19 protein-coding genes and 1 pseudogene are annotated in these 19,474 nt (G+C 69.9%); 11 read left to right on the top strand and 9 right to left on the bottom strand.

Annotated features, from left to right (window positions below; genetic code table 11):
- Window positions 1–65 precede the first annotated feature (65 nt).
- Window positions 66–299 carry a DUF2188 domain-containing protein gene (locus tag D0D37_RS24465; protein WP_116202905.1) on the bottom strand — a complete coding sequence of 78 codons (234 nt, stop codon included), beginning with the start codon at window positions 297–299 and terminating at the stop codon, window positions 66–68.
- 109 nt (window positions 300–408) lie between these two features.
- Between D0D37_RS24465 and D0D37_RS48505 the strand changes: the two genes are divergently transcribed.
- A complete protein-coding gene (locus D0D37_RS48505) occupies window positions 409–537 on the top strand; it encodes a hypothetical protein (RefSeq protein ID WP_268744698.1) in 129 nt (42 codons plus the stop codon).
- Window positions 538–556: 19 nt separating this feature from the next.
- On the opposite strand, the gene D0D37_RS24460 is transcribed toward D0D37_RS48505, so the two are convergent.
- Entirely contained in the window at window positions 557–994 is a 438-nt protein-coding gene (locus D0D37_RS24460; RefSeq protein ID WP_116202904.1) for an ATP-binding protein, read from the bottom strand.
- Between the two features lie 260 nt (window positions 995–1,254).
- Between D0D37_RS24460 and D0D37_RS24455 the strand changes: the two genes are divergently transcribed.
- On the top strand, window positions 1,255–2,481 hold the full coding sequence (locus D0D37_RS24455; protein ID WP_162834450.1) for a PP2C family protein-serine/threonine phosphatase: 1,227 nt from the start codon (window positions 1,255–1,257) through the stop codon (window positions 2,479–2,481).
- Here D0D37_RS24455 and D0D37_RS24450 read toward each other — a convergent pair whose 3' ends face one another.
- Together D0D37_RS24450 and D0D37_RS24445 are read right to left on the bottom strand one after the other, a co-directional pair.
- Complete coding sequence (locus D0D37_RS24450; protein ID WP_116202902.1) at window positions 2,482–2,853, bottom strand: STAS domain-containing protein; 372 nt, start codon at window positions 2,851–2,853, stop codon at window positions 2,482–2,484. It lies immediately after the preceding gene.
- A gap of 800 nt (window positions 2,854–3,653) precedes the next feature.
- Window positions 3,654–4,265 (bottom strand): HSP18 transcriptional regulator, encoded by a 612-nt coding sequence (locus D0D37_RS24445; RefSeq protein WP_116202901.1) that lies wholly within the window; start codon window positions 4,263–4,265, stop codon window positions 3,654–3,656.
- A gap of 306 nt (window positions 4,266–4,571) precedes the next feature.
- Between D0D37_RS24445 and D0D37_RS24440 the strand changes: the two genes are divergently transcribed.
- From D0D37_RS24440 to D0D37_RS24415, 6 genes and pseudogenes are all read left to right on the top strand, one after another.
- The gene (locus tag D0D37_RS24440; protein ID WP_244223656.1) at window positions 4,572–5,003 is read left to right on the top strand and encodes a DUF6292 family protein; all 432 of its coding nucleotides are present in this window, start codon (window positions 4,572–4,574) and stop codon (window positions 5,001–5,003) included.
- Between the two features lie 87 nt (window positions 5,004–5,090).
- Window positions 5,091–5,408 (top strand): SRPBCC family protein, encoded by a 318-nt coding sequence (locus tag D0D37_RS24435; protein WP_116202900.1) that lies wholly within the window; start codon window positions 5,091–5,093, stop codon window positions 5,406–5,408.
- A 113-nt stretch (window positions 5,409–5,521) separates the two neighbouring features.
- Entirely contained in the window at window positions 5,522–5,905 is a 384-nt protein-coding gene (locus D0D37_RS24430; RefSeq protein ID WP_116202899.1) for a DUF2267 domain-containing protein, read from the top strand.
- Between the two features lie 609 nt (window positions 5,906–6,514).
- Complete coding sequence (locus tag D0D37_RS24425; protein WP_116202898.1) at window positions 6,515–7,111, top strand: class I SAM-dependent methyltransferase; 597 nt, start codon at window positions 6,515–6,517, stop codon at window positions 7,109–7,111.
- An 18-nt stretch (window positions 7,112–7,129) separates the two neighbouring features.
- A complete protein-coding gene (locus D0D37_RS24420) occupies window positions 7,130–7,594 on the top strand; it encodes a DinB family protein (RefSeq protein ID WP_116202897.1) in 465 nt (154 codons plus the stop codon).
- Between the two features lie 250 nt (window positions 7,595–7,844).
- Window positions 7,845–9,143, top strand: a pseudogene (locus tag D0D37_RS24415) (methionine--tRNA ligase); the annotation flags it as partial.
- Here D0D37_RS24415 and D0D37_RS24410 read toward each other — a convergent pair.
- From D0D37_RS24410 to D0D37_RS24400, 3 genes are all read right to left on the bottom strand, one after another.
- Window positions 9,095–10,045, bottom strand: a complete 951-nt coding sequence (locus D0D37_RS24410; protein WP_208720123.1) for an arsenic resistance protein — start codon at window positions 10,043–10,045, stop codon at window positions 9,095–9,097. The pseudogene D0D37_RS24415 and the gene D0D37_RS24410 overlap by 49 nt on opposite strands.
- 234 nt (window positions 10,046–10,279) lie before the next feature.
- Window positions 10,280–12,517 carry an ATP-binding protein gene (locus D0D37_RS24405; protein ID WP_162834449.1) on the bottom strand — a complete coding sequence of 746 codons (2,238 nt, stop codon included), beginning with the start codon at window positions 12,515–12,517 and terminating at the stop codon, window positions 10,280–10,282.
- 363 nt (window positions 12,518–12,880) lie between these two features.
- Entirely contained in the window at window positions 12,881–13,285 is a 405-nt protein-coding gene (locus tag D0D37_RS24400; protein WP_116202894.1) for a hypothetical protein, read from the bottom strand.
- 427 nt (window positions 13,286–13,712) lie between these two features.
- Between D0D37_RS24400 and D0D37_RS24395 the strand changes: the two genes are divergently transcribed.
- Entirely contained in the window at window positions 13,713–16,019 is a 2,307-nt protein-coding gene (locus tag D0D37_RS24395; RefSeq protein ID WP_208720118.1) for an APC family permease, read from the top strand.
- A 32-nt stretch (window positions 16,020–16,051) separates the two neighbouring features.
- Here the strand turns inward: D0D37_RS24395 and D0D37_RS24390 are convergent, their stop codons facing one another.
- A complete protein-coding gene (locus D0D37_RS24390) occupies window positions 16,052–16,591 on the bottom strand; it encodes a TetR family transcriptional regulator (RefSeq protein ID WP_116202893.1) in 540 nt (179 codons plus the stop codon).
- Between the two features lie 48 nt (window positions 16,592–16,639).
- Here D0D37_RS24390 and bioB point away from each other — a divergent pair, with 48 nt between their 5' ends.
- Both bioB and D0D37_RS24380 read left to right on the top strand, forming a co-directional pair.
- Window positions 16,640–17,701 carry a biotin synthase BioB gene (gene bioB / locus D0D37_RS24385; protein ID WP_116202892.1) on the top strand — a complete coding sequence of 354 codons (1,062 nt, stop codon included), beginning with the start codon at window positions 16,640–16,642 and terminating at the stop codon, window positions 17,699–17,701.
- Between the two features lie 5 nt (window positions 17,702–17,706).
- On the top strand, window positions 17,707–18,843 hold the full coding sequence (locus tag D0D37_RS24380; protein ID WP_167493565.1) for an 8-amino-7-oxononanoate synthase: 1,137 nt from the start codon (window positions 17,707–17,709) through the stop codon (window positions 18,841–18,843).
- A 113-nt stretch (window positions 18,844–18,956) separates the two neighbouring features.
- Here the strand turns inward: D0D37_RS24380 and D0D37_RS24375 are convergent, their stop codons facing one another.
- Window positions 18,957–19,412, bottom strand: coding sequence for a MarR family winged helix-turn-helix transcriptional regulator (locus D0D37_RS24375; RefSeq protein WP_244223652.1), 456 nt, complete (start codon window positions 19,410–19,412; stop codon window positions 18,957–18,959).
- Between the last annotated feature and the right edge of the window lie 62 nt (window positions 19,413–19,474).

Here is a 19,474-nt window from a genome sequence, read left to right as displayed (position 1 = left end):
CCCAGTCCGGTCAGGACAAACAGCGTTTTTCGCCGCACCGCCCGGAAATCACCCCGCAGAGTCAGTCACCAGGCCCATGCCGCGTCGCGGTAGGAGCGCTGCTCGACGATCTCCCCGTCGCCGCTGGCGCGAGGTTCTCCGTGGACGTAATGGCCGACTCCGCGCGCCTGGGCCATTTCCCGCCCGATCGACACCGCGTCGGCGCGCCGCGCGGCGGTGTTCGCCACCCGGCGGACGCCCTCGATCCGGTTCTTCCACAGCCGCCCCTCACGGCACGTGTGAATGTCCCCTTCGGCCATCCCGCCGCTCCTTCCGCTCGCCCGCCGGGTACCCGATGCCACAGCGGGCAACCGGGTTGCGCGCGCCGCCGCCGGGGTACTCGGAAAGCTGACGGAGGGAGCGAGAACCATGACCGAACCGCGCGAATCCGACGACGTCTACGGCGACACCCCGGAAGAAGAACGCGAAACCATCCGCGGCGAACAGGGCACGTCCGGCGACGAACACGACGACTCCGACCCGCAGCAGGGCCGATGAACCGTGCTCCGCGCGGACGTCAGCGGGACGACTCGCAGGCCTCTCGCGCCGGCACCCCGCAGCCGAGCCGGGCCCAGACCGTCTTGCCGCCGGAATGCTCGTGCACGCCCCAGTCGTCGGCGAGCCGGTCGACGAGCAGCATCCCCCGGCCGCGCGCCCGCTCGAAGTCCGGCGGGCGGACCCGCGGACGGCCGGACTCCGGGTCGTCCACTTCGATCACCACGACGCACGGCCGGGCGAGCACGGTCAACCGCGCATAGCTCGGGCCCGAGGTGTGCTCGTAGGCGTTGGACGCGAGTTCCTCGACCACCATCAGTACGTCCGCGAGGTGATCGGGCGACAAGTGCCCGAGGGACTTGCCCGCCCAGGCGCGCACCCGCGGCAACGCAGAGACTCCGGTATCGCGCAGGTCCAGCACCCAGGGCTCGTCGCCCGCCCCGGCGTCCGGGCCGGTCACGGCCGGTCCCTCGTTCGTTGACCAGGACAAAAATACCCCTCTCCAGCCGACGGCTCGACGGTGCGCGACGGATGAGCCGTGGTGGAAGACGCTGCCGCGTTTCGCCGCACCTCGCCGCAGCCGCTTAACATCACGTGGGGAAGTCCCTTTCTGGTTCTCGACTTCGCCGGTGCCCAAACGGGCGTACCCGGACAGGGCCGACTTCACACCTATTGCGTCGCATCTCTGGACCCCGGAGCCGGGTCGGTTACTGTCGCTGCATGCCGCCTCACGCGCCGGAGCCCGAATCGCGCACCCTTCTCGCCGAAATCCTCGGCGCGGAGAGGAGCAACGCCGACCTCGGCGAGGAGCTCGCGAAGATTCTCGCCCGCGCCTGCACTGTCCTCGACGTCGACACCGCCACCGTGCTGCGGCACGAGGCCCGGTGGCAGCGCCTTGTCGCGATCGCGGCCGCCGGCCTCGAGGAGGAGGTCTACCAGGGAGTCCAGGTGCCGGTCGGCGCGGGGTTCGCCGGCACTGTCGCCGCGCGCCGGGAACCGGTCGTCATCGACCGCGTCGACAAGACCACCGTGCGCAACGCGCTGCTGTCCGAACGCGGCCTGCACACCATGCTCGGCGTCCCGATGCTGGCCGGCGCCGAATTGGTCGGCGTGCTGCACGTCGGAGCCGTGCGGGAGCGCACATTCTCCACCACCGACATCGAAACCGTCCGGCTGCTCGCCGAACGGCTGGCTGCCGTGCTGCAGGCGGAGATCATGCACCAGAACCAGGCCGCGACCATCGCCCTGCAGCGCAGCCTGCTGCCGGGCGTCCTGCCCGTCATCGACGGCCTGCGCCTGGCCGCCCGCTACGTGCCGGGCGCGGAGGCCGGGCTCGGCGGCGACTGGTACGACATCTTCCGGCTTCCCGGCGACCAGACCGGCATCGTGATGGGCGACGTGTCCGGACACGGCCTCGAAGCCGCGGTCATCATGGGGCGGCTCCGCAGCGCGCTGCGGGCCTACGCGCTCGACTGCGACGACCCTGCCGAAGTCCTCGCGAAACTGGACCGCAAAGCGAACCACTTCGAGCACGGCGTGATGGCGACGGTCGCGTACGGCATCCTCAGACCCGGTCACAAGAGCATGGCGCTGTCGCTCGCCGGGCACCTGCCGCCGGTCGTAGCTTCGCCGGGCAAGGCGGCCGAGCTGGTGGCGGCTCCGCCGGATCCGCCGGTCGGCCTGACCGTCGGGGCCACCGTCCAGCGGCGCACCACCAACTTCGAACTGCCGCCGGGAGCCGTCGTCGTCTTCTACACCGACGGTCTCGTCGAGCGGCGGGACCGGCTCGTGGACACCGGCATGGACCGGCTCACCGAACTGGTCCGGCCGGAAGACCCGGAACGGGCGTGCGCCCGGATCATGGCCGCCATGGTGGGGTCCCGGCCCCCGCAGGACGACGTCGCACTCGTCGTGCTCCATCGCGCCGAGGAGGCCGGAACCCGCTGATCATCCGGCGGCCAGCGCCTCTTCGAGCGTGCGGTACAGCGGCAGGCTCTGCTCCAGCCCGGTGAGCTGGATGGGCCGCAGGGTCGCGCGGCCGGACGCGACGATCCGCATCTCGGTCCCTTGCGGGGCTTCGCGGCACGCGGCCAGCAGCACGGTCAGGCCCGCCGAGGCGAGGAAATCGACCTCCGTCAGGTCCAGGACCAGCACCGGGGGTTGCCCGGAAACGGCTTCGGCGACCGCGGCCGTCAATTGCGGGGCGGTCCCGAGGTCCAGGTCCCCGTTCAGGGCCAGCACCGCCGCGGAAGGGCGGTCGGCCCGTTCGACCGACAGCGAACCCGGCGGGTCGATCACCGGGTCGGTCAGCTCACTCATCGCTCTTTCCCTCCACAGGAAGCCAGGCCGCCCAGCGGCCGGGCAGGAAAAGGACGCGGCTGTCTGCTCAACCGCGAATAGCATGCCTTACGACGGCGGCCACGCACGAACGCCGTCGCCGGAAATGATCTCGGATCGCAGGAGCAGCGGCAGCGCGGGGGCGCCTGGGATGCGACGTTCGGCTCATTGCCGACGCGCGCGGCGCCCGGTCGGGTAGTGACGCGAGCCCTCGATGCGCTCGCTGGCCCGATCCGGCTGCTGGGTGCCGAGGGTCTTCGATCCGGCTGATTCCGGGCGGTGCTGCCCGGCCGTGTGCTCGCGCGGCTGATCGGTGCGCTTGCCGATGGGGGCTGCCAGCGCAGCGCCTGGCCCGGCTCAGCGGGGACGGTCGCGCGCTGCCCGGCCGCGAACTGGCGCGGCCGGGCAGTGTGGTCGCCGACCAGGGCTGCCAGCGGGATGCGCAGGGGGCCGGGTCCGGGTGATTCCAGCCAGCGCTGCCCCGCCGCGAACTCGCGCGGCCGCGCAGCATGGCCGCCGACCAGGGCTGCCAGCGGGAGGCGCAGAGTGCCGAGTCCGGATGATTCCGCCCAGCCCGCCCCTGCCGCGAGCTGGCACGGCCGATCGGCGACCGCACCGGCCCGATCCGCCAGCGGGACGCCCCAAGCGTCTGCCCCGGCTGATTCCGGCCAGCGCCGCCCAGCCACGTCCTCGCGCGGCCGATCGGCGCCCTCGCCCGGCCGCCTGACGCGACCCGATCCGAGCCGCGGGCGCACTCGCTCCGGCAAGCGGCCGGGCCCGATTCACTGGGCACGACTGCGCCGCTGCCCGGCCGCGTCCTGGCGCAGCCGGTCCGTGTGCTCGCCGACCTCCCCGACCCGGTCGGCCAGCGCGGCGTGCCGTGGTTCGAGATGCGCGCGCACGTCCGCCAGCGGCAGCAGCAGGTTCGTGACATCGTCCTCTCCCAGCGCCATGCCGAGCCGGTCGGCGCTTTCCTGTCCGTCGGCGTCCAAGCCGGGCGCGGAGCTGGCCTCGGCGGCCAGCCGCCGCAGCACCGCCGCGTTGCGGCGTGCCCAGTCCGCGACTGCCCGGTCTCCCGCACGGCGGTCGCGTTCGGCGTCGACGCGTGCTTCGCCGGTGGTCTCTCCGGTCGCCGACGGCCGCAGCCGCAGGTAGCGACGCTCGGCCGCCTGTCTGCTCGCCACGCCGAGCGCCGGGGCCAGCGCCGCCCAGCTCGCGCCGGCCGCGCGCGCGGCCGCGATCAGTTCCGGTTCCCACTCGCCGAACTGGTCGCGCAGCGCCCGCAACGCGGACAGCGCGGCCATCGAACGTTCAGCTGCCGCACCGCCGTCCCGGGCGGCCAGCACCGTCTCGCGGACGCCTTGGACCAGCAGGGCGAGGTCTACCTCCGCCATCGCGTCATCCTCTCGACGACTTGGCAGTTGTCATCGTTTCGACGACATGCTAAAAGAAAAGGGCGTCCGCTGTCGAGCGGTGGAGGTGGATTCCGACGACCTGCCGGTCCCGCGAGCCGATTCGCCGCGCTCCGCAGGTTTCCCGCACCCCCGCACCGGGAATCAGGTCCGGACCGCCCGCCAGGGCGCGTCCCGGCAGCTAGCCGGAGAACCCCGCCGCGCCGCCGGATGCGGCCCGTCGCGCGGAGCAGGCCACCCCTGTTCCCCGCGAGTCCTTCGCGCGAGAAAGGCGTTGTCCCCGTGTCCCTGCCGCTGCACACCGCCCAGACCGGCCCGTCCCCGTCGCACCCCGCCTTGGTGCGCCTGTGGAACTACCTCGCCGACGTCACCGGCGCACTGGGCATCGGCCTCGAGTCCTGCACCGTCGACTACGACACCCCGGTGTCGGCCTACGTCGCCCTCGACGGCCACCTGCCCGCCTACCCCGGCCGCGACGTCGCCCTGCTGTGGGACGAGATCCGCGGCTGGGCCGCCGCCGTGGAAACGCATTCCGGCGAAGACCTCATCGTCATCCGCTACCTCGGCGGGCCTTCGGTCGCGCCGCCCGCGCCCCGCGTCGCCGAGTTCGCGGCAGCGGTGCGCGACGACGACCACCGGATCGGCTGCCTCGCGCCGCCCGAACTCCGGTCCCTCGGCACCCCCGCCGACCTCGACGCGGTCCTGCGCGAAGCGGTGTGAGCCGGCGAGCCGGGACCCGTCACCGTCCGTGAGCGTCCACTGTGGACTTCCCAGTTTCGTGCTGCCGCGAAACGGGTAGCCAAGGTCATGAGCGAGTTCGAGGCCGGACGGAGGATGCCCGCGACGGCGGAGCACGTGTATGCCGTCGCCGCCGATGCCGCGCACCTGGACGAATGGATGCCGGAGCCGGTCGCCGCGCCCCCGGACGGGCGCCGCGACCGGCTCCGGCTGGACTGGGGCGGGCAAGGCCGCGGCGGCTGGCTCCACATCGCCTCCGGGGAGGCGGGAACGAGCCACGCGACGCTGCACCTGTCGGTTCCGGCCGATCAGCGCGGCGGCGACGTTCCCGCGCTGATCCGCGAATCCCTCGACCGGCTCGCCGTTTTGTCCGGCTCTCCCGGCTGAGTTCTCCACTTAGTCCACAATGGACCGCGTCCGGTTCGTTTTCCGTCGCATGGAACAGGAACGGCACGCCGCGCCGCGGATCGGATACTCTGCGCCCAGGAGTTGATGGTCCCATGGTGGTGCGGAAGGAAATTCTGCGAGGGCCTCGCCTGCACAGCACGGAACGAAACCGGCTCGCGATCGACTGCGTCGTCGACAGCCTGCTGCGATGTCTTCCTCTGGCCGAGCAAACCCGGCTGGGCATCGTCGCGCCGAACCGGGGCCGCACGTGCGACCGGGAGGCCCTGCTGATGGAAATCTCGTTGCGCACCAGGCGTTCTCCGCGGGCGGCGAGATGCCTGGTCAGCGCGGTCTACTCGGCACTCGGGCAAACCTCGCCGGATCTCGCGTCCCGGGTGCGCGCGGGCGTGAGCCCGGACGTGCTGGTCCTGCTGGGCGGGACGCGGCAGCCGTGCGAATGGTCCCGGGAAACGCCGCCGCGGTGCCACAGCCGGTGACCGGGCGGCGGCCGCGGCGGGGATTTTCGTTTAAGCCCCAGTGAACTGCCGGATTCCGTCGGCGGTGACGAGTCGCCCGAAAGCGAGTTCCAGGAAATGCGCGGGCACGGAAACGTCGCCGTGGTTTGGAGTTCGGCCGCCAGCCGCTGTCGCATCGCGGTCGCCGCGGGCCGGTCCACATCGAACATGCCCTCCCCTTCGGGATCGGTCAGCTCGCTGACAGCGTGCAGGACGTCGCTGAGCAGCAGAGCGCGTTCGCCGGAATCGCTGACCACGAAGATCGCCGAGCCCGGGGTGTGGCCGGGCACGGGGCGGCCGCCCAGTCGGCGGCGTACAGGCGGAACGTCGCGCCGCGGGGAAGCGGCCTCGTCGCGCACGGTCGACCAGCACCGTCCGGCCGCCCAGCCGGACCAGGAACGATCCGACGTCCATCCGGCTCCGCCCGTCGGCAGCTGCCGGTTGATGCTGGCACTCCCGTCGCGCGCCCCCGGCGAAACGATCTCGGCCCCGGGCGTCCGCCAGGCGGGAGTTGCCGTTCCGGCAAGATCGCGTGCATTGCGGATACGGCTCCGGCGACCCTGGACGCACACCGACCCGAGGAGCCGACCGATGACCACCGACGCGACCCTGTTCTGGGACGAAGTGCACGCCGCCCGGCCGCCCGCCGACCCGCGGCCGAACGCCCGGCTCGTGGAGACCGTCTCGGACCTGCCGCCCGGCGACGCGCTCGACCTGGGCTGCGGCAACGGCGGCGACGCGCGCTGGCTCGCCGGCCGAGGATGGAACGTGACCGCGACCGACATCTCGGCCATCGCGGTCAAGCGGCTGACCGGCACGCGGATCACCGCGGTGCGGCACGACCTGCGGGTGAGCTTCCCGTCCGGCGAATTCGACCTCGTGACGGCGCACTACCTTCAGACCCCCTTCGAACTGGACCGAACGGCGGTCCTGCGCACCGCCGCGCACGCCCTGCGCCCGGGCGGCCGATTGCTGGTCGTGGACCACGGTTCGATCGCGCCGTGGTCGTGGAACCAGGACCCGGACGCGCGTTTCCCCAGCCCGGCGGAGATCGCCGCCGACCTCGCGCTCGATCCGGCCGAGTGGACCGTCGAGCGCGCCGACTCCCCCACCCGCCTGACGACCGGACCGGAGGGCCGGACCGCCGAGGTCGTCGACCATGTCCTGCTGATCCGTCGCGCCGTCTGAACCTCGAAGGAGACCACTGTGGCTCGCCGTCGCGACACCCCGCCGCCCCGCACCGGAAGCAGCGAAACCGAAGTCCTGCGCGGATTTCTCGACTATCTCCGCACCTCAGTCGCCGCCAAGATCGAAGGTGCGCCGGAACCCGAGGCGCACGCAGCCGCGGTGCCGTCCGGGACCAATCTGCTCGGCCTGCTCAACCACTTGACTTTCGTCGAGCGGTCGTTGTTTTTCGGTGAGACCGTCAAGAATTGGCCGTCGACCTTCCGCACCGAGGACAGCGTCGCCGATGTCGTTGCCCACTATCGGGAAGCGGTAAAGCGGGCCAACGAACTCCTCGACGGCTGCGCGGATCTCGCCGCCCCAATGCCAGGGCGCGACGGGCCGAGCGTGCGCTGGGCGCTGACGCACATGATCGAAGAAACCGGTCGGCACGCCGGTCACGCCGACATCCTCCGCGAGCTGATCGACGGCTCCACCGGACGCTGAACCCCGCGCCACCGCCTCAGACCCCACCCACAAACCCGACCACAACGCGGGATCGCGTCGGCGTCTGGAGGAGCAGTGCGCACGGCCCCCCGGGCCGGGTGCACTGCTCCTCCAGACGCCGACTTAAAGGCGATCCCGCACGCGACGACGGAGTCGGCGCCAAAAACACAGTTTGCCGCACCCGGTGCACTCACTCGACCTGGCGCAAGCCGACCTCCTCACCCGACCCCGACACTGACGCGGCAACCACGTCCACCTGCTCACCGGCACGGACGACAACGCCCTCAAGAACGTCACTGCGGCGAGGGCGGCAGGCGTCCCGGTGCAGAACTTCGTCGACCAGGGTGCCGCGCGATTCGCTGCGTTGCAGAAACCACTCGGGCTCGCCGTCGACGATTTCCTCCGCACCAGCACCGATCACCGACATCTCAACGGCGTCCGTCGGCTATGGCAAGCCAGCTCCCGACGCGGCGACTTCTACCTGCGCGACTACACCGGCCGATACTGTCTGGGCTGCGAACAGTTCTACGCCGACGACGAGCACTGCGCCGAGCACCCAGCCCCGCCAGAGGTAGTCACCGAGCAAAACTGGTTCTTCCGCCTTTCCCGCTACTCCAGCGAAATCCTGGAACTGCTGGAGTCGGGCCGAATCCGGATCGAACCCGCCGCCCGGCTTCGCGAGGTGCTGGGATTCGTGCGCGCCGGGCTGTCCGATATCAGCGTGTCGCGGCCCGCCGCACGCTCGGACGGCTGGGGCATCCCGGTGCCCGGCGACCCGGGCCAGGTGATTTACGTCTGGTGGGACGCGCTCGCCAACTACCTCACCGCCGACCCGGCCCGCTGGACCGAGGCAGCCGAGCGAGTGCACGTGATCGGCAAAGGCATCCTGCGGTTCCACGCCGTGTACTGGCCAGCATTGCTGCTCTCGGCGGGCGAGCGGCTACCGGACACCATCTTCGTGCACGACTACCTGACTCTCGACGGCGCGAAGATCTCCAAGAGCGCGGGCAACACCGTCCACCCGACGGACCTGATCGACCGGTATGGCACCGACGCCGTCCGCTGGTGGCTGCTGCGCGAGGTCGCCCCGCTCGGCGACACCGACTTCACCGAAGCACGGCTGATCGCCCGCGCCGACCAGGAACTCGCCAACGGTCTCGGCAATCTCGTGCACCGCGTGCTCAGCCTCGCCCGCCGCACCGGCCGGATTGTCCCGTTGAGTCCACTGAGGACAGTCACGGGCCTGGGCGAGCGGATCGACGCGGCACTCGCCGATTTCGACTTCCGCGCGGCCACCGGCGCGGTGGTCGACGTGATCGCCGACGCCAACCGGTTCGTCGAGCAGACCCGGCCGTGGACGTTGAGCGGAGACGAACTGGACCAAGCACTCGGGACTGTCGTAAGCACTTGCCGGGAACTGGCAACGGAATTCAGCCCGTTCCTCCCCGACGGAGCCGCCCGCCTGCACGCGCAACTCGACCGCGGAGAACCGGCCCGCCTTTATCCCCGGCTGGCAGAGGGCAGCAACCGAGGCACCAGCCGGACGTAACAGACCATGCCGACCACCTCGACCAACGTCTGCGTCACCACGACGACCGGCGCGACCGCGAACTCGTCCGGCAGCGACAGCGCCAACGGAAGCACCACCAGCGAGTTCCGCGTCGCCCCGGCGAAGACGATCGCGCGCCCAGCCGGAACGTCCACTCGGAACAGTCGCGCGATACCGAGTCCGGCGAACGCCATCACCACCAGGAAAACCACGTACAACGGCACCACCGACGCGACCGGACCGAGTCCGCCGTGAAGCTTCGGGGTTTGCGACGCGACGACGGTCACCAGCGTCGCGGCCATCAGCGGCACCATCGCGGTCCCGGCCGCGCCGGCGAACCGGCGGCCGGTCGCGTGCCGGGCCGCCCAGGCTTGGGTGAGCCAGGCCAACGCCAGCGGAAGCACGATCAGCACGAGGAACGCTTCGAGGAACGGCCCGACCCGCACGACCTGCGCCAGGTCCGCGCCGAGGAAGAGGAACAGGAAGCCCGGCAGCAGGATCATCTGCGCGAGCAGCAACAACGGCGTCGCGGCGAGGAGACGGCGGCTGCTGCCTCCGGCCAGGCCGCTGAAGACGATCACGTAGTCGACGCACGGAGCCAGCAGGACGAGCAGCATGCCCAGCCGCAGCGCCTGCCCGGCCGGGAAGAAGGCGAACATCGCCGCGACGACCAGCGGCACGACGACGAAGTTCACCGCCAGCGCGGCGCCGAGAAACCGGCCGTCGCGCAGGGAACGACCCAGTTCGGCGGCGGGCACCTGGAGGAACGTGACGTACAGCAGCGCCGCCAGCACCGGGTTGATCGCCGGCTCCAGCCCCGGCCCGGCCGCCGGGGCCAGCCAGCCGACCAGTGCGCCGACGGCCAGCGCGCCGAGGTAGATGACGACCTGGTGGCGTTCCATCCGCGACACCAGACCGGACGACTGCGACAACGGGCGCGCTCCTCAGTCCAGCCTCGTGAGTGTTCGTCCCCGTTCTAGCAGGCCTTCTTGTGCCTGCCTGCCGTGGGGCCTGAGCCGCAGTCACCGCCGCGGGGACCGGTCAGTCCATTGTGGACTCCGCAGTTGCCACGGACGCAAGCGGGGGCAGCAAGTGCTCGAGGACCGACCAAGAGTTCCGCAGTCCCAGCCTGCCGCTCATTCGGCCAGCCGGGCGCGCAGGACGGCAGCGTCCGGATGGTGCAAATCGTCCAGGATGGACAGGGCCTGTCGCCAGGAATGGCGCGCGGCCCGCAGATCGCCCGCGTCCCGCTGGGTTTCGCCGAGGCGGACGAGCGTGTCGGCTCGCGGATGACGACTGCCCAGCTTTTCGTACAGCTCCAGCGCGTTGCGGTAGCAGGCAACGGCCCGCTGGTGCTCGTGCCGGTTGTGGTGGGCGAACCCGAAGGTGTCCCAGGTGTCCGCTTCGCCGTGCCTGCTGCCGACCTCCCGGTGCAGTTCGAGCGCCTCGGCGCAGCAGCGCAGCGCTTCGGCGTGCTGGCCCAGCTGGGTCCGCATCCAGCCGATCGCGTTGAGCGCTTCGGCTTGGCCGGCCCGGTGCCCGGCCGCGCGGAACAGCGCGTACGCGGCTCTGCCGTGTTCCAGTGCCTCCGGATGATCGCCTTGTGCGTAGGCCACGATGCCGAGGTTGTTGTAGCTGCGGGCCTGGCCGACCAGGTCGCCGAGCGGTTCGTCCAGCTCGATCGCGCGGCACAGGACGTCCCGCGCGTCCGCGTGACGGCAGAGCCGGATGTAGGCCCGGCCCAGCTCGCGCAGGGACCAAGCCTGTCCGCGCGGTTCGCCCGCGCGTTCGGCCGCGGCGATCGCGGCGAGCTGGCTCGCGACCATCTGGTTCCAGTGTCCGGCACGGACGCAGAAATTGGCCACGCCGCAGGCCAGTTGCCAGACATGGGTGTCGAAACCGGCGGCAGCGGCCTTGTCTAGGGCCGCCGGGAACACCGAGCGCTCGGTGGTGAACCACTGCCAGGCCTGCTCGTCGTCGGAGAGGTCCTCGAGACAGGTGCCCGGTTGCGGTTCGGCGAGCGGCAGCCGGTCGTTCGGCGGGTTGAGCAGCAGCACTGCGGCGTGCGCGGTGTGCAGATAATGGTCGAGCATGCGGTGCAGGGCGGCGTGGCGCGTCTGCTCGGTCTCTTTTTTGCGGGCCTTGGCCGCCGAGTACGCCCGCAGCAAATCGTGATAAGCGAACCGCCCCGCGGCTGGTTCGGTGAGCAGCTGCGCTCTCGTCAGCTCGGACAAGGCCGCGCGTGCCCGGTCGCGATCGGTTCCGGCGAGGCTCGCGGCGGCGGCCAACGAGATGACCGGGCCCGGATGCAGGCTCAGCAGCCGGAACATCCGTGCTGCCGAGGCGCTGAGCGTCCGGTAGGACCAGGAGAAGACCGCGCCCAGATTGACGCTGGCATCGCCGACGTCCAAGGCGTGCAGCCGATCGCGTACGCCGTGCAGCTGGTTGACCAGCTCGCGCAACGAAAGCGCGGGGCTGAGCGTGGCTCGCGCGGCGACGATGCTCAGCGCCAGAGGCAGGTGCGCGGACAACGCGATCAGGTCGCTGACCGCCCGCGGTTCGGCGGCCAGCCGTTCCGGACCCAGCCTGCTCGCCAGCAGGTCGTAGGCTTCGGCGGCGGTCATCAGGTCCAGCGGGACGGCGCGCGCCCCCTCGCTGACCACCAAACCGCCGAGGCGGTCGCGGCTGGTGATGACAGTCAGGCACTGGGCCGAACCCGGCAGCAACGGCCGGACCTGGCCGGCGTCGCGAGCGTTGTCCAGCACCACCAGCATTCGCCGACCGGCCAGCTGGGACCGGTACAGCGCCGCCTGCTCGGCCAGACCCGCCGGGATCCGCTCGGCAGGTACCCCGAACGCATCAAGGAACCCCCGGATCGCCTCAGCGGGCCGCACCGGCGGGCCGCCGGGATCGAACCCCCGGAGATTCACATACAGCTGGCCATCAGGAAACCGGCCCGCGACCTGATGCGACCAGTGCACCGCGAGAGCCGTCTTCCCAACCCCCGCGGTGCCGTTGATCGCCGAGATCACCACCGTGTCCTCCCGGCCCAGCAACCCGGTGAGTTCCTTGAGCGCGGACGCCCGGCCGGTGAAACCCGCCAGCGCCGCGGGCAACTGCCGGGGCACCCTGGCCGTCGGGACCGGGGCGGTGTCAGCACGCGCCGCCGCGAGCAACTGTTCGCGGCGGCGCGGATCGAGCGAGAGGGCGTCGGCGAGCCGGCTCACCGAAGACAGCCGCGGCTGTCTTCGCCCTGCCTCCAGCACGCTGATCGTATGGACCGACACCCCGGACCGGTCCGCCAGTTCGTCCTGCGTCCAGCCCGCCGAAAGGCGGCAATCGCGCAAAAGCTCCCCAAAGGCGTTACCGCCCATTTCCTCCCCCTGGAAACGGTCAGCCGCCGAGACGGCACATGCCAGTCGGACCATTATCGGCCAGCGGGCTGTGCGTTTCAACGACGTCGCGTCGGGCGAGGGAGCGGATCGGCCCGGGGATTGTTGGCAAGGAAGGAAAGTGAGGGGCGTTTGCCCGGCCTGCGAGCAAATGGCCAGTTGCGTGCTTTATCCGATCGACGGCGACATTGCGGGCCGTTGCCCCGGACCGCGCGGGCCGTTCGCTGGCACCAAAGCGGCCGAACGGCCGAACGGCGCAGCAGCAGGCCCTTCCCGCGCTGGCAGGGAAGCGGACTGGCAGCCGCACTCTGTGCCAGTCCGCTTCCCTGCCCGGAACTCGCGGGATCAGTAGTTGCAGTATCTGAGCCCAGCGTTGATCCCGGCCTCGCCGTCTACGTAAGGCGCGTAGGTCCACTGGTAGATGTGCAGCGCGTAGCCGAGGTGGTTGTAGTACTCGGTGTCCGTGTGGTAGTAGCGGTTCCCGCGGTCCAGCGGCGTCCCGTATCCGTAGCAGTCAGTCTCGATCCCGTCCGTGACGTTGATGTTGGAGTTGTAGATGAGATCGGGAGCGCCCTTGTCGGCGTTGTCGATTCGGGTCTTGTCGTTGTACAGCCCCACGTTGTGTCCCGTGATCAAGTGGAGACCCATGTCCGACGACGACGCGTTCGCCGGCGCGGCAGCCACCACTCCGCCCACGACCACTCCGCTCAGCAGCGCGAGGGCCGCGGTCAGCTTCTTGCCGATGTACATCAGAATTCCTCCCGGACGAGTGGCGACCTCAAGGGCGTGACAGCCGCGATCGCCATGCGGTCTGGCAAGTCGGCGAGTCGATCCCTGTTTCCCGCCCCTGCCGTTGCACCGCACACTCTTCCGCCGCGCGGGCGGCATCTCCATGACGGCGACTTGTCGTTCGCCTGTCGTTCGCTCCTCGGCTGGAGGAGCGCAGAGGCCTTCAGCGATGCGGCGGGCGACCCGATCCAAGCGGCACATACGACGTCCTTCTCCTGCCGCACGCCCGCCGGGAAAGCCACCGTCTTGACGAAATCCTAACGCTCGCGAGACCCGTATTAATGCACCCCTGACGCAAGCGAAAACCCGGTTTCTTAACGCATTTCAGAATGGGATTGATCTCGCCGCACAGCGCGTGCGAGGCGGTTCGCGCGTGCATGCTGAGCCCGTGACACACACGGAAGAACCCCAGCGCCGCCTGGAACCGGGCGCGTTCGGGTATGCGGTGAAGCGGCTGTTTCTCGGCAAACCGCTCATCAACGCGCAATTGACGCACGAACGCCTTTCCAACACGACCGCATTGGGCGTGCTTTCCCCGGACGCGATCTCGTCGTCGGCGTACGGCACCGAGCAGATCCTCGTCGAACTGCTCCCCTACGCCGGGCTCGCCGCGTTCAGTCTCGTGCTGCCGATCACCGGCGTGATCCTGGTCATTCTGGTGCTCGTCGCCGCGTCGTACCGGCAGGTCGTGATGGCCTACACGCGCGCGGGCGGGTCGTATGTCGTCGCACGGGAGAACTTCGGGCCGCGCGTCGCGCAGGTCGCCGCGGCGGCGTTGCTGATCGATTACATCGTGACTGTCGCTGTGCAGACGTCGGCGGGCACGGTCGCCGTCGTGTCCGCGATACCGGCGCTCGGGCCGTACAGCCTGGAAATCACCATGGCGATCGTCATTCTGCTCTGTTACGCCAATCTGCGCGGCCTGCGCGAAGCCGGCCGTCCGTTCGCGATCCCGACTTATCTTTTCTCCGCGCTGATGCTGGTGATGATCGTGGTCGGCCTGGTCAAGGCGATGACGGTCGGGCTGCCGGCCTACGACGCGGCCCACCTGCCCGGCGCGGTGCCGGTCCAGCACGGGGACGGCCTCGTCGCCGGTGCGACGGTTTTGGTGCTGCTGCGCGCTTTCGCCAACGGCGGATCGTCGCTGACCGGCGTGGAAGCCATCTCCAACACGGTGTCCGCGTTCCGCAGTCCGCGTGGCCTCAACGCCCGCAAGGTTCTGGTCACGATGGCTGTCATTCTCGGCACCCTGGTCGGCGGCGTGTCGTTGCTCGCCTTCTTCACCCACGCGACGCCGTACGCGAGCGGCTATCCGTCGGTGGTCTCCCAGGAAGCACGCGCGGTGTTCGGCAACGGCTGGTTCGGGCAGGCGATGTTCGTCGCGATCCAGGCCGCGACCGCGCTCATCCTCTACACCGGGGCCAACACCAGCTTCAACGGCTTCCCGTTCCTCGCCAGTTTCGTTGCCAGCGACCGTTTCCTGCCCCGCCAGCTGACGACGCGCGGCCATCGCCTGGTGTTCTCCAACGGCATCCTCGTGTTGACCGTGCTCGCCGTCGCCCTGTTGTTCTTCTCCGGCGGCACGGTGACCGCGCTCGTTCCGTTCTACGCGATCGGCGTGTTCACCGGCTTCGCGATGGCCGGATACGGCATGACCAAACACCATCTGCGACTGCGCGAGCAAGGCTGGCGGTTCAAACTCTCGGTCAACCTCGCTGCCGGGATTCTGTCCACTGTGGTCGTCGGCATCTTCGCCATCGCCAAGTTCACCGAGGGCGCTTGGCTGGTCGTCGTGGTGTTCCCGATCCTCGTGTTCGTCCTGATTAGACTGAACCGCGAGTATCGCGCCGAAGCCGCCGTGCTCGAGCGCATCACCGCCAACCGCGCCAATCCGACGCAATACGCGCGCCATCAGGTTTTCGTGCTGGTCAACATGATCGACCTGGCCGTCCTCGAAGCATTGCGGTACGGCAAGAGCCTCCGGCCGGACAAAATCACCGCCGTGCACTTCGTGATCGACGCACAAGCCGCCGAACGCCTGCGCGCCCGATGGGAAGAACTCGGCATGAAAACCGGCCTGCGGCTGATCGACGTCCCCGACCGGCGAATCGCCCGCGCCGCATACACGTTGGTACAGAAGGCGATCGCCGACGCGGAGCGGACCAGCGTCACCGTACTCCTGCCGCGGCGAAGCTACGCGCCCCTGCTCGGACGGCTGCTGCACGACCGAACCGCCGACCGGATCGCCCGCATCGTCAGCCGCATCCCGCAAGCCGCGGCGACCATCGTGCCGTACGACGTGCAGACCCGGATCCGCACGCTCATGCCGCACCTGCCCGAAGAACGCGCCACCGCGGCAGTCGAACGGCTGCTCACACGCATCGGCACCACGCCGAAGCAAGAACTGACCCCCAGCGCGCTCGCCGAACTGCGTCCCGGAACTGACGTCAGCATCGACGGAAGGCTTCAGGAACTGGCATTGTCCGAAGAGGACACTCGCGGTCCGGTCCTCACCGCGCAGCTCACCGACGACACGGCGACGGTCGCGCTGGAATTCAGCCAGGCGCATCCGGACCTCGAACCCGGCCAGGTGCTGCGCGTGACCGGCCGAGTGTCGGACGGGACGCCGCTGGTTATTCGAGACCCGGTCTGCCACATTCTCGAAGCCGCTGGAGAAGAGGAGGAAGGGTCGTGAGTGTTGATCACGGTTCTAACCGTGATCAACACTCACGACAGTCCACTGAGGATCGCGTCGATGCCGAATCCGAACGCCTCGTCCGAATCCCCGCTGCGCCCCGGGTCTTCCTCGACAATCCCGGCACGCACCAGCTCGGCGTGGTTCTGCTCCTCGGCGACGAAACCGAGTACATAATGGACAACCGTCCGCGCGGCCCATTCCGCGCGCCGCTCGTCGAACTTGCCGGTGAACAGCTGACGCAGCGCGTGCGTCGGCACCAGCAGATCCGGCCGGTACGCCTGTACGAACGACACCACCTCGGCGCCGTCGCGAACCTGCAGCAGCGCCGAACGGAAGTCGCCAGCCGCCTCGCGCGGGTCCTTCGCCACCCCCGGCAACCCCTTCAGGATCCGCGCGGCGACGACGGCGAGCAGCTCCTGTTTGTTGGCGACGTGGTAGTACAGCGCGCCCGGCTGGACCCCCAGGTCGAGGGCCACCCGCCGCATCGACAAGCTGCTCAGCCCGGCCTCTCGCAGCAGCTCGTACGCCCGGTCGACGATCTGGTCTCGCGTCACCTTCACCCCTCTCATTCTGCCTGCCGCTTGCTTCCGGCCGAACGGCCGCCTAGGATTTGATAGGTGTTCAAAACCTTCGACGACCTGGCCGACCGGCAGCTGGCCGGCGGCGTACTCGACCGAACTGACGCCTGCACGGTGCTGGAAGCGCCGGACGAGGACGTGCTCGGCCTGGTCGCGGCTGCCGGGCGGCTGCGGCGCGCGCACTTCGGCAACCGGGTCAAGGTCAACTACCTCGTCAACCTGAAATCGGGCCTGTGCCCCGAGGACTGCGGGTACTGCTCGCAGCGGCTCGGGTCGTCCGCGCAGATCCTCAAGTACTCGTGGCTGTCCGCCGAGGAAACCGCGCGCCAGGCGAGCGCGGGCGTCCAAGGCGGCGCGTCGCGGGTGTGCCTGGTCGCGAGCGGGCGCGGGCCGAGCGACCGCGACGTCGACCGCGTCGCGCAAGCCGTCGAGGCGGTGAAGTCCGCGCATTCCGATGTGGAGGTGTGCGCGTGCCTCGGGCTGCTCAAGGACGGTCAGGCCGAGAAGCTGCGCGAAGCCGGCGTGGACGCCTATAACCACAACCTCAACACGAGCGAGTCCCGGTACTCCGAGATCTGCACGACGCACGGGTACGACGACCGCGTCGACACCGTCGAAAAGGCCAAGTCCGCCGGGCTTTCCGCGTGCTCCGGCCTGATCGTCGGCATGGGCGAGACCGACGACGAGCTGATCGACGCGATCTTCGCGCTGCGCGACATCGACAGCGATTCGATCCCGGTCAACTTCCTGATGCCGTTCGAAGGCACGCCGCTCGCCGGAACCTGGGAGCTGAACCCGCTGCGCGCGCTTCGCATCCTCGCGCTGGCACGATTCGCTTGCCCGACAAAGGAAGTCCGGATGGCCGGCGGCCGCGAGATGCACCTGCGGTCGCTGCAGCCGATCGCGCTGCACGTGGTGAACTCGCTGTTCCTCGGCGACTACCTCACCAGCGAGGGCCAGGCCGCGAAGGCCGACCTGGAGATGATCGCGGACGCCGGGTTCGAGGTCCTAGGCGCGGGCGAGCAGCAGCAGGCCGCCGAGCACTCCGCCCCGTCCCTGCGCGAACGCGGAGCGGGCACCGCCGCCGCACCCAACGCGTGACCGCCATGGTGTCGATGCACGACTGGCTGACCGCCGCCGGACGAGACCGGCACGTCGCCGGTCTCGTCCGGCGGACCGATGATCGACGGCATCCGCGATCGTCCACATTGGACCTAGCGTCGAACGATTATCTGAGCCTCAGCACCGATCCGCGACTGCGCGCAGTGGCTGTCCAAGCCGTCGAGAAATACGGCGTGGGCGCTGGCGCGTCGCGAGTCGTCACCGGCACCACGCCGTGTCACACGGAGCTGGAACGCGAACTGGCGGAATTGACCGGACAACCGGCCGCACTCGGGTTTTCCAGTGGCTACACGGCGAACATCGGCGTCATCACCGCACTCGGTTCGCCGGACACGCTGCTGATCACCGACGCGCACATCCACGCGTCGCTGATCGACGGCGCGCGGCTGTCCCGCTCCCCTGTCGCGATCTGCCCGCACGGCGACCTGGACGCGCTCGCGCAACTGCTGCGCGACCGGTCGCAGGAACGGGCGATCGTGGTGGTCGAGTCGATCTATTCGGTGCTCGGGGATGCGACGGATCTTGTTCGCACCGCGGCATTGTGCGCTGAATACGGCGCTTTCCTGGTGGTGGACGAGGCACACGGCATCGGCGTCGCGGGCAACGGCCGGGGCGCGGTGCACGCGGCCGATCTCGCGGGCGCGCCGCACGTCGCGGTGACCGCCACCTTGTCGAAAGCCTTGGGCGCACAGGGCGGTGCGGTGCTGGGATCGCCGCTGCTGCGCGAACACCTGGTCAACACCGCGCGGACGTTCATCTTCGACACCGGTCTCGCCCCCGCCGCGGCGGCCAGTGCGGCGGAGGCTTGCCGGATCATCGCGGCCGAGCCTTCACGGGTCGAGAACCTGCACCGTGCCGCGGCCGCGATCGCCGACGCCGCAGGGGTTTCGCGGGCACCGGGCGCGGTGCAGTCGATTCCCGCTGACTCGCCGGAGCAGGCCGTCGCTGCCGCGAACCTGTTGTACGAACAGGACATCGTCGTCGGCTGCTTCCGACCGCCGAGCGTCCCGGACGGTGTTTCGCGGCTGCGGCTAGTCGCTCGCGCTGGGGTTGACCTGGACCGCGCTCAGGACGCGGCGCGGCTCGCTGCCCAATGGTCGCGTGCCGCGAGCATCGTCTGACCGATTCCTCGCCCCGCACTTGGATCGCCTGCGCTCAGATCCAAGTGCGGGTCGATCATGGCGACGGCGACCCGCCGATGGGCCGAGGCGGGGACTGAGCGGGCTTCGCGAGATCAGTCCCGCAGGTCCTCGGCAGTGAACGAGCGGCGCTCGACGAGCTGGGCCAGGAGGGTTTCCAGGATTTCGAGCTGTTCAGGTCCGATTTGGGCTGCCCAGCGGCTGCGGACGTCGTCGAACAGCGCACCGCCGACGGTCATCAGCTCGCGGCCGCGCGGGGTGACCCGCACGCGCTTGCGGCGTGCGTCGCCGGGGTCGGGCTCACGGTCGACATAGCCGAACCCCTCCAGCACGGCGATGGTCTGCGCGGCGGCCTGCTTGGTGACCGACAGCCGGCGACCGAGTTCGGAGGCGGTGTCCGCGCCCGCGTCCACGGCGCGCAGGGCGAACTCGTGCACCGGGCGGACCCCGTCGTGGCCGCGCTTCGCGAGTTCCGCGTTCACCTCGTCGACCATGGAGTGGAACCCGCCGAGCAGCAGAAGCGCTAGCTCGGCCCCGCTGGACTGCGCCATGAGGGCGATCATACGAGACCCGCCAAGGTAGACAAGTTACTTGTCTACCGCCTAAGGTTAGA

Source organism: Amycolatopsis circi, assembly GCF_003385235.1.
GTDB classification, from domain to species: domain Bacteria; phylum Actinomycetota; class Actinomycetes; order Mycobacteriales; family Pseudonocardiaceae; genus Amycolatopsis; species Amycolatopsis circi.
Note: the sequence above shows the minus strand (reverse complement) of the source record. Positions and strands in the feature narration are given on the sequence as shown.